Source organism: Paenibacillus sp. PL91 (genome assembly GCF_012935325.2).
In the GTDB taxonomy this organism is placed as follows: Bacteria; Bacillota; Bacilli; order Paenibacillales; family Paenibacillaceae; genus Pristimantibacillus.
Window position 1 is genome coordinate 19,583 of sequence record NZ_JABBYG020000034.1, and the last position, 9,563, is coordinate 29,145.

Here is a 9,563-nt window from a genome sequence, read left to right on the forward strand (position 1 = left end):
CGCTTGGAGTATTACTTCCGAGCCGGGAGAGGCTTTTCAAAGGTTTTTTCATTTTGCTTAATGCCATACATTGCAAGATCAGCGTCGCTAATCAGATTTTTTAGGCTGGTGCCTGTGCCATGAGTGGCGCTAATGCCGATGCTTGCGGAAATATGTATCGTCTTCCCGTTGATGATGAAAGGCTCTTTGATAGACTCTTTAATTTTTCCCGCGACAATATCTATATCATGGTTATCAACCAAATGCTGAAAGCAAATTAAGAACTCATCTCCGCCATACCTCACGAGGATGTCGGTTTTTCGTACGCTTTGCTTAAGCCTTGCTGCAATTTGGAGCAGAAGCAGGTCGCCAAAGTCATGGCCAAAAGAATCGTTGACCTCCTTAAAGTCATCGATGTCAATGAATATTACGCTAAACTGCTTGTCCGAGCAACTCTGATACAAATCGGATAAATATCTTCGATTATATAAACCAGTTAGACTATCTGTAACACTCGCGTTTTCTAAATCCAAAATGTAGCCCAAAAAAACGGCCATAGATTCAAGGAAGCCAAGCTGCCTTTCATCTAGTAGAAGCGGCTTGCTATGTATGGCGCAGATTGCACCATACAGCTGCTGATCAGCTGTTTTTACAGGAATGCCAACAAAAGAGAGTGCGCCAAGCTGCTTGGCAAACGGAAGAGAGGCAGTACGCTGATCATCTAGGATGTTAGGAATACTAAGCAAGTGAGCGGATTGCTTCAGAACGAGGCTGCTATAGCATTTTAGCAAGGGAAGTAAGGGGTTGTCTTGAATGGTATTTTCATGACGGTCGAATGCTCGAATGATTCTGCTTCCCGTATCATCAATTTCCATAACTATTAATGTATCTGCTTGCAGAAAGTGCTTCAAGTTGTCAATAATATGATCGGCCGCATCTTCTAGTGAGCGTGTAGGACTGCTCATGATCTCAACTCCTGCCGTATGGTTGAAACATCGGATTTCCTTATAGTTCCATAGTAGTCTAAAAAGAGGACTAACTCAAGGAACAAATGAAAATTATTAGGATATTTGAACTATTTTTTCTGTTAGATTCCTTCTTATGTGACTTAAAAATAGTACTTTTCACATTCATAGAAAGTGAATTAATGTAATCATTACTTCAACGCACCAAAATTAATACTTGAATTAATCTATTCCTTATAGTTAAATGATAATAAGAGAGTTTATTAATGATTAAATTATTAATTAATTATTTTATTAATTTTAAGATGAGGTGGATGAGTATGGCAGACAAAGCATCAATGATCGTGGATAAGGATTTTCAAATCGGGGAAGTTGATAAACGCATTTACGGTTCTTTTATCGAGCATCTGGGACGTGCCGTATACGGCGGTATATATGAAGCGGATCATCCGGAAGCAGACGAGCAGGGCTTTCGTTCTGACGTACTTGAGCTCGTAAAAGGCATTGATGTGCCTATTGTAAGGTATCCGGGAGGCAATTTTGTATCCGGTTACAACTGGGAGGATGGCGTCGGTCCTGTTGATAAGCGCCCAAAAAGGCTTGAGCTGGCTTGGAGAACGATAGAACCGAACTGGATCGGCTTCAATGAATTTATGGACTGGTGCAAAAAGGCGAATATGGAAGCGATGATGGCTGTTAACCTTGGTACACGCGGCATCGATGATGCGCGCAACCTGATCGAATATTCGAATCATAAATCCGGCTCCTATTGGAGCGATCTTCGGATCGAGCACGGCTACAAAGACCCGCATAATATTAAAACATGGTGTCTGGGCAATGAAATGGACGGACCATGGCAAATTGGCCACAAAACGTCGGTGGAATACGGGCGGCTGGCTAATGAAACGGGGAAAGCGATGCGTTGGGTTGATCCAACCATTGAACTGGTAGCGAGCGGAAGCTCTCACATCGGAATGCCGACATTCCCGGAATGGGAATCGACGGTTCTCGATTTAGCTTATGACACCGTTGATTATGTCTCCATTCATCAATATTATGGAAATCCACATAATGACACAAAGAACTTCCTAGCGCAATCGATGAGCATGGACTCCTACATTAATACCGTTATTTCAACCTGTGATTTCGTGCAAGCGAAAAAACGCGGCAAGAAAAAGATCAACCTCTCCTTCGATGAGTGGAACGTATGGTTCCATTCGCATGCGCAGGATAAAGAGCTTGAGCCTTGGCAAATCGCCCCTCCACAGCTTGAAGACGTGTATACTCATGAGGATGCGCTTGTAGTCGGATGCATGCTGATCAGTATGCTGAAGCGTGCCGATCGTGTGAAAATGGCTTGTATCGCGCAACTGGTCAACGTTATAGCGCCAATCATGACACAAAACGGCGGACCTGCTTGGAAGCAGACGATCTACTATCCATACATGCATGCAAGCATTTTCGGACGTGGCACCGTATTGGTGCCGCTTGTTAAATCGCCGAAATACGATTCGAAGGATTTTACCGATGTCCCTTACTTGGAGACGGTAGCCGTTCATAACGAAGAGAAAGAGGAAGTGACGATCTTTGCGGTTAACCGGAACATCGACGAAGCGCTGCCTTTCGAAATCGATCTCCGCAGCTTCGGCGCCTTCCAGGTTATCGAGCATATCGTGCTTGAGCATCAGGATCTGAAAATGACGAATACGGCAGAAACGCCGAATCGTGTAGCGCCGCATGCGTCTGGAAGCGCCGTAATTTCAGACGGCGGCAAAATTCAAGCGACGCTTGGCAAAGCCTCGTGGAACGTTATTCGAATCAAGCTATAAGAGAAACCGTCAGGGTATCACGAAGCCGCATTTGCGGCTTTTGGGATGCCCTTCTATTATTATAGAATAGAGATAGGGGGAGATACCGATGATACATGCCAATACGGATGAGGCTTGGCTGCCATTATATGAAGCATTGGCGAGCCCAGTAAGGCTATCCATTATTAATCAACTAGCCACGAACATGATGAATGTGAAGGAGCTGGCAGAGGCGATCGGTCTTAGCAGCGCCATTGTAACCATGCATATACGCAAGTTGGAAAAAGCGGGTATCGTTCAGACGAAGATGGTTCGCAAGGACGGTGGAACCCACAAGATTTGCTCGCTAGCGGAGCGTTCGATTGCAATCGAGCTTCCGCATCCTGCTCAGGATGTGAAGAAGGTGCATGATGTCAGCGTGCCTGTAGGCCATTTTACGCAGTTTGAAGTTTATCCGACCTGTGGCATCGCTACAGTGGACAAGCTGATCGGGCAATTTGATGATCCGCGCTTCTTCCTGGAGCCAGAGCGAATGAACGCCGGTATTTTATGGTTTGGGAAAGGCTACGTCGAGTACAAGGTGCCGAACTATTTGTTGTCGGGACAGCGTCCCGTAGCGCTGGAAATCACGCTCGAGCTTGGCTCGGAAGCGCCTGGCGTAAATGAGAACTGGCCATCCGATATTAACTTTTCGCTGAATGGGATGGATATCGGCATGTGGACGAGCCCTGGCGACTATGGCGAGGTGCGGGGACGATTCTCGCCAGCTTGGTGGGCAGATCGAGTCAACCAATACGGGCTGCTGAAGGTCATTCGCATTCAAGAGGATGGCACGCTGATCGACGGTCAACATATGTCATCGATCGGAATCGGTGAGATTGGGCTTGACCGGAACTTCTGGACGTTTCGCATTGGCGTAAGGGACGATGCCGTTCACGTCGGAGGCTTGACGCTATATGGCAAAGGCTTCGGCAATTACAATCATGACATCATGTTCCGGGTGTTTTATGAGGATGCGCGCGGTGTCTAAGGCAGCATTGCTGTCTTGGACAAGCGCGACAGTCCTTATTAATTCTTCGATTTCGAATTTCCTCTTCCCTATCTGAATTGTTAGATTGTGTATGCCATTTTCGTTACAAGAAGATATAATGAGTATAATAGCTAGATTAAGCCATTTTTACTCGGAGGAACAAAGATGCTGACCATGTTCACCTTTCTCAAAAAATACCGTTTTGCCGCCTATGTCGCTCTGCTTCTCATGCTAACCGAGCTGATGGTAGAGCTGCTGCAGCCGTATATTATTTCCAAAATTATCGATGATGGAATCGGGAAAGACAATTTAACTGTTGTGCTCAAGTGGGGCGGCTTCTTAATAGGCTGCTCGATCGTAGCGTTTGCAGCCGGCATTTTCAGCTCCTTTTACGCCTCACATGTCAGCCAAAGCTTTGGCTTTGATTTGAGAGAGCGGCTATACGACAAAGTGCAATCGTTCTCATTTTCCAATTTTAACCGTTTTCCGGAATCCTCGCTTATAACGAGACTTACTAACGACGTCACACAGCTGCAAAATACAGTGTTTATGGGGCTGCGAATCATGCTTCGCGCTCCGCTGCTCGTAATCGGAAGCATCGTGATGGCGTTTATCGTACAGCCGAGGCTGGCGCTTTGGCTTGCAATCGCTATTCCATTTCTAGGGATATTTCTAATCTGGGTGCTTAAGAAAGGTGAGCGATTGTTTCGCTCTGTGCAGCAGCAGCTGGATCAAGTGAATGGTGTCATGCAGCAAAATTTGATCGGGATGCGTATCATTCGTGCGTTTGTCCGTATGCGGCATGAGTCGGGGCGTTTTGCCCGTTCGAGCGAGCAGCTGATGGACCGCACCGTTGAGGCGCTTCGCTTGACGGAGGCTACGATGCCAATCGTTTTGCTTGTCTTGAATGCAAGCGTAATGGCGGTGCTTTGGTTTGGCCGCATTGAGCTTGATACAAACAAAGCAACTGTAGGTGAAATAATTGCCATCGTCAATTATGCGACCAGAACGACTGGAGCTATGTCCATTATGTCCATGATTGTAGTCAACTTCTCAAGGGCGCGCGCTTCGGCGCAAAGAATTGAAGAGGTTATTTTAACCGATATCGACTTAACGGACGCAACGGACAGCGATGAAAAGGCAAAGCTCCATAGCGGCAGCGTGTCTTTTGAAAAGGTTTCTTTTCGATATCCCGATTCTGATGAGCACGTATTGCAAGAAATATCTTTTACGGCGAAGCCAGGCGAGACGATTGCCATTATGGGAGCGACAGGCTCTGGAAAATCCTCGCTTATTCAGCTTATTCCGCGGTTATATGATGTACAAGCGGGCGAAATTTGCGTAGATGGGATAGATAATCGGATGTTGAAGCTGGGACAGCTGCGCAAGCAGATTGGCTATGTTCCTCAAGAAATTATGCTGTTCACCGGCACCGTGGAGGAAAATATCCGCTGGGGCAAAGAGGATGCCACGCTCGAAGAAATTATCGAAGCTGCCAAGCTGGCGCAAATTCATGACACGATTATGAAGCTGCCGGAGCAGTATGATACCATCGTTGGGCAAAAAGGAGTCAATCTGTCTGGCGGACAGAAGCAGCGGCTGACCATTGCGAGGGCCCTCGTAAGAAAGCCGGTCATTTTGCTGCTTGATGACAGCACGAGCGCCTTGGATGTTCAGACGGAGGCCGCCTTGCTTCAGGCGCTGAAGCAGATGAAGTGCACGACCTTTCTTGTCACGCAAAAAATAAGCTCCACCGTGTCGGCTGACTCGATTCTGCTGCTCGACGAGGGGCAATTGCTTGCGCAAGGCAAGCATGAACAGCTGACTAGAGAATCGGGCTTATATCAAAAAATTTACGAATCGCAGTTCGGGAAGGAAGGTGTATCCCGTGCTTAGTTCATTAAAGGAGCCTTTCCAATATCGCAGACCCGAATCTGCTGCCGCGGCGGCAGTAGAAGGACAGACTGCAGGGGGCAAAGGCAAACGAAAGCCTAGAGCCAAAAACACGTCACAAACGCTGAAGCAAATGTGGAGCTACCTGATTGCCTACAAAGGCAGATTAGCTGCTGTCATCGTCATGGTTATGCTAAGCTCAGCCTTTTCGCTTCTTGGCCCTTATTTGGCAGGAACGGCGATTGATCATTTTTTGGTGAATAGGGACAGCGGGTTTGTTGTCTTTCTGATCGGGATGGCTGTCGTCTATGCGCTTCATTCTGTCACAATGTGGCTGCAAAGCATTTGGATGATCGCGATTTCGCAGAAAACGGTATATCTTATGCGGGTTCAATTGTTTGAGCATTTGCACCGGCTGCCGATTCCTTATTTCAGCAAGCGTCAGCACGGGGAACTGATGAGCCGGGTAACGAACGACATTGAAAATGTAAGCTCATCTTTAAATAGCTCAGTCATTCAAGTGTTTTCAAGCGTGCTTCTGCTCATTGGCACCGTTAGCGTCATGCTGTCGCTCAGCCCGCTTTTGACTTTGCTTACCTTTCTCGTTGTTCCACTGATGCTTATGGGCATGAAATGGATAACGAAGCAAACGGGCCGGCTATTCAAAGCACAGCAGCGCAATCTTGGCGATTTGAATGGATATATAGAAGAGACGTTGTCCGGCCAGCGCATCGTGAAGGCTTTTTCTCAGGAGCAGACCGTTATTGCCGCGTTCAAAGAGCGCAACGAGCGCATCCGCTTATCAGGCTTCTGGGCGCAGACGATATCGGGGTTTATTCCGAAGCTGATGAACGCGCTAAACAACTTAAGCTTTGCCATTATTGCCGGGATCGGCGCGATCTTTGTGCTGAATGATGCCATTACGGTCGGGGTTATCGTTATTTTCGCAGAGTATTCGAGACAGTTTACGCGCCCGCTTAATGACCTGGCGAATCAATGGAATACGCTGCTATCGGCGGTAGCCGGAGCGGAGCGGGTGTTCGACGTGCTGGGCGAGGAAGAGGAGCGCAAGGATGAAGGCACTGCTGGCGAGCTCGCTGAAGTTAAAGGCGCAGTCGTATTCGACCATGTTACGTTCGCTTATGAGGGACGTACAGCTACGATTAACGATGTAAGCTTCAGCGTGTCTCCTGGTGAGACGATTGCGCTGGTTGGCCCGACGGGAGCGGGCAAGACGACGCTTATTCAACTGCTTTGCCGATTCTATGATCCAAGCTCAGGCAGCATCTTGATCGACGGGCATGACAGCCGGGAGGTTAAACGGGAAAATCTACGCTCGCATATGGCATTCGTGATGCAGGACCCCTTTCTGTTCGAGGGGACAATCCGCGATAATATTCGTTATGGCAAGCTAGATGCGTCGGATACAGAGGTAGAGCAGGCGGCGAGGCTTGCGAATGCGCATACTTTTATTATGCGTCTTAAGGATGGGTACCATGCTATTCTCAAGCCGGACGGCAGCGGCATAAGCCAAGGACAGAAGCAATTGCTTGCTATCGCAAGAGCTATTCTTGCTAATCCTTCCATTCTTGTGCTGGACGAGGCAACCAGCAGCATTGATACCGTCACTGAAATTAAAATTCAGGAAGCGCTGCAGCGGCTTATGCAGGGTAGGACCAGCTTCGTTATTGCCCATCGGCTGAATACCATTCAGCAAGCGGATCAAATTGTCGTGCTGCAGGATGGCGCGATCATTGAGAAAGGGTCCCATGCGAAGCTGCTGGAGCAGAAGGGCTTCTATAGCTCGCTCGTCAATGGCCAGATGAATAATGGATTGCTGGTCGAATAAACGACAATTTTCATCAGCAGCTGAATATTGCAACTATTTTTAAGTAGTTGGAGTATTAGTAGATATAAACAAGGAGGTGGGAAGTATGACTATAGCCCAGTGCGCAAGCTGTGGACACAACAACGATATCGATTCGTCATTGCTCATGGCAGCAGATTGCTCCTCTTGCGGCAAAAAGCTGATTGAAGAAGCTGTTCCCTACGAAGTTTCCCATAAGGAGCTAGAAGCATCCTTGCATTTAAATAAAGACAAAGCGCCAGAGGAAGTCGACATCAATCAGTGGGTCGGAAAAATCGGAGACTACGAGAAGCAAACGAAGTATGTAGAGGAGGGCTTCTGGGCGAAAGTGAAGCGGCATGCCGCAAAGGTTCCTTTCGCTAAGGAAGTCGTCACGCTTTATTATTGCTCGGCAGATCCGAAGACACCGATCGCAACTAAGGTTACGGCAATCGGCGCGCTAGCCTATTGGATATTGCCGATTGATTTTATTCCTGACTTTTTGCCGGTAGCTGGCTTTGTCGACGATGCGACAGCTGTCTGGGTTGCCTACAAGGCGATCAGCGGGCATATTACGGAAGAGCACCGCGAGAAGGCGGAGCAGTTTTTTATTTTGAACAAGAACGTTAAGCTGATCAATCCACAGCCCTAATGAAAGCAGTAAGAAGGACGCCTTTTGAGGGCGTCCTTCTTGTTTTTTTGCAGGAACGGGATTATTAGAACAAGCTCCAATCAAACTCACGGGACAACGATTCAAGGAGTGCGACTCCAGCTATGCTGTTTCCTTTGCGATTCAGGGACGGACCAACTAAACCGATGCCATAACGGCCGGGCACTAGCGTTAAAATACCGCCGGATACGCCGCTTTTAGCGGGCAAGCCTACTTGAATGGCAAACTCGCCGGAGGCGTTATACATGCCGCAAGTAATCATAAACGTTTTGGCGATTTGCACATAGCGGCGGGGAATCAGCTGTTCACCGGTTAGCGGATTTTTGCCGTTATGCGCAAGCACCAATGCCATTTGAGCCAAATCGGCGCAGGTCACGCTTATGGAGCAATGGCGGAAATAAACGTCGAGCACGTCCTCCACAGCTCCCTCCAACACACCGTTGTCTTTTAGAAAATAAGCCATGGAACGATTGAGGTTAGCCGTATCGGATTCGGAGCGGTAAACGTCCAGATCATAGCTCAGCGAGTCATTATTAGAAAGAAGGCGAAGGAAATCCAACACACGACAGGATTTTTCGGTAGAGCTGGCACCTGCAATTAAGGAAGAGATGGCAATTGCGCCGGCATTGATAAGCGGGTTAAAAGGAATGCCCGGCTGGACAAGCTCTAGCTTCAGCATCGAGTTGAAGTTGTCGCCAGTCGGCTCCATGCCCACTTTGTCAAAGACAGCTTCTTCGCCAATGTCCATAAGCGCTAGAATGAGCGTGAACACTTTGGATATACTTTGCATGGTAAATGATATCTCAGTATCTCCAGCTGAAACAGAATGTCCGGATGCATCGATAATATGAATGCCTAATGCGCCTATAGGTGATTTGGATAGCTCGGGAATGTAAGAGGCTACTTTTCCGTAACTGCATTGCTGCCGACTTGATTCAACCCAATGCGGCAGAAGCGCATGAATACGATCGATTTCGGTTAATGACATAGTGATGCTCCCTCCGCAGAAATGTATTTATTGTCTATGTATTTATTCTATAATAGCGATGACGCTCTTTTACAGCAGAATGTCATTTTTAATTTAAACTAATCTACGTTATTTTACGGTAAAAAACGGATAAATCATTCTTCTTTAATTTTTTTTAAATAAATGCTTGACCAATTGAATGGGGGCATGATATATTCTAATTCCGGCCGAGAGAAACACGCGGACGACAAGCGAAACACAAGAGAGAATAGATTGCTCTTTGAAAACTGAACAACGAGTAATAACTGCCTCGCAAATCCTTCGGGATAGCGAAAAAAGCGATAAAAAGTAATGAGCATTTCAAACACCAATTTGGAGAGTTTGATCCTGGCTCAGGACGAACGC

The 9,563-nt window shown here is 47.3% G+C and carries 7 protein-coding genes; 5 read left to right on the top strand and 2 right to left on the bottom strand.

The window, feature by feature from the left end:
* Window positions 1-11 precede the first annotated feature (11 nt).
* On the bottom strand, window positions 12-944 hold the full coding sequence (locus tag HI950_RS34020; protein WP_169091269.1) for a sensor domain-containing diguanylate cyclase: 933 nt from the start codon (window positions 942-944) through the stop codon (window positions 12-14).
* Between the two features lie 320 nt (window positions 945-1,264).
* On the opposite strand from HI950_RS34020, the gene arfA reads away from it, so the two are divergent.
* The 5 genes from arfA (at window position 1,265) to HI950_RS34045 (ending at window position 8,173) form a co-directional block, all read left to right on the top strand.
* Window positions 1,265-2,773: an arabinosylfuranosidase ArfA gene (arfA, locus tag HI950_RS34025; RefSeq protein WP_411268190.1), complete on the top strand. Its 1,509-nt coding sequence runs from the start codon at window positions 1,265-1,267 to the stop codon at window positions 2,771-2,773.
* An 88-nt stretch (window positions 2,774-2,861) separates the two neighbouring features.
* Entirely contained in the window at window positions 2,862-3,782 is a 921-nt protein-coding gene (locus HI950_RS34030; protein ID WP_169091271.1) for an ArsR/SmtB family transcription factor, read from the top strand.
* Between the two features lie 165 nt (window positions 3,783-3,947).
* Window positions 3,948-5,678, top strand: coding sequence for an ABC transporter ATP-binding protein (locus tag HI950_RS34035; RefSeq protein WP_169091273.1), 1,731 nt, complete (start codon window positions 3,948-3,950; stop codon window positions 5,676-5,678).
* Window positions 5,671-7,524, top strand: a complete 1,854-nt coding sequence (locus HI950_RS34040) for an ABC transporter ATP-binding protein (protein ID WP_169091275.1) — start codon at window positions 5,671-5,673, stop codon at window positions 7,522-7,524. The genes HI950_RS34035 and HI950_RS34040 overlap by 8 nt, the downstream gene beginning before the upstream one ends.
* An 85-nt stretch (window positions 7,525-7,609) precedes the next feature.
* Window positions 7,610-8,173, top strand: a complete 564-nt coding sequence (locus HI950_RS34045; RefSeq protein ID WP_223285668.1) for a YkvA family protein — start codon at window positions 7,610-7,612, stop codon at window positions 8,171-8,173.
* 64 nt (window positions 8,174-8,237) lie between these two features.
* On the opposite strand, the gene glsA is transcribed toward HI950_RS34045, so the two are convergent.
* Window positions 8,238-9,179, bottom strand: a complete 942-nt coding sequence (gene glsA / locus HI950_RS34050; RefSeq protein ID WP_169091277.1) for a glutaminase A — start codon at window positions 9,177-9,179, stop codon at window positions 8,238-8,240.
* Window positions 9,180-9,563: the final 384 nt, after the last annotated feature.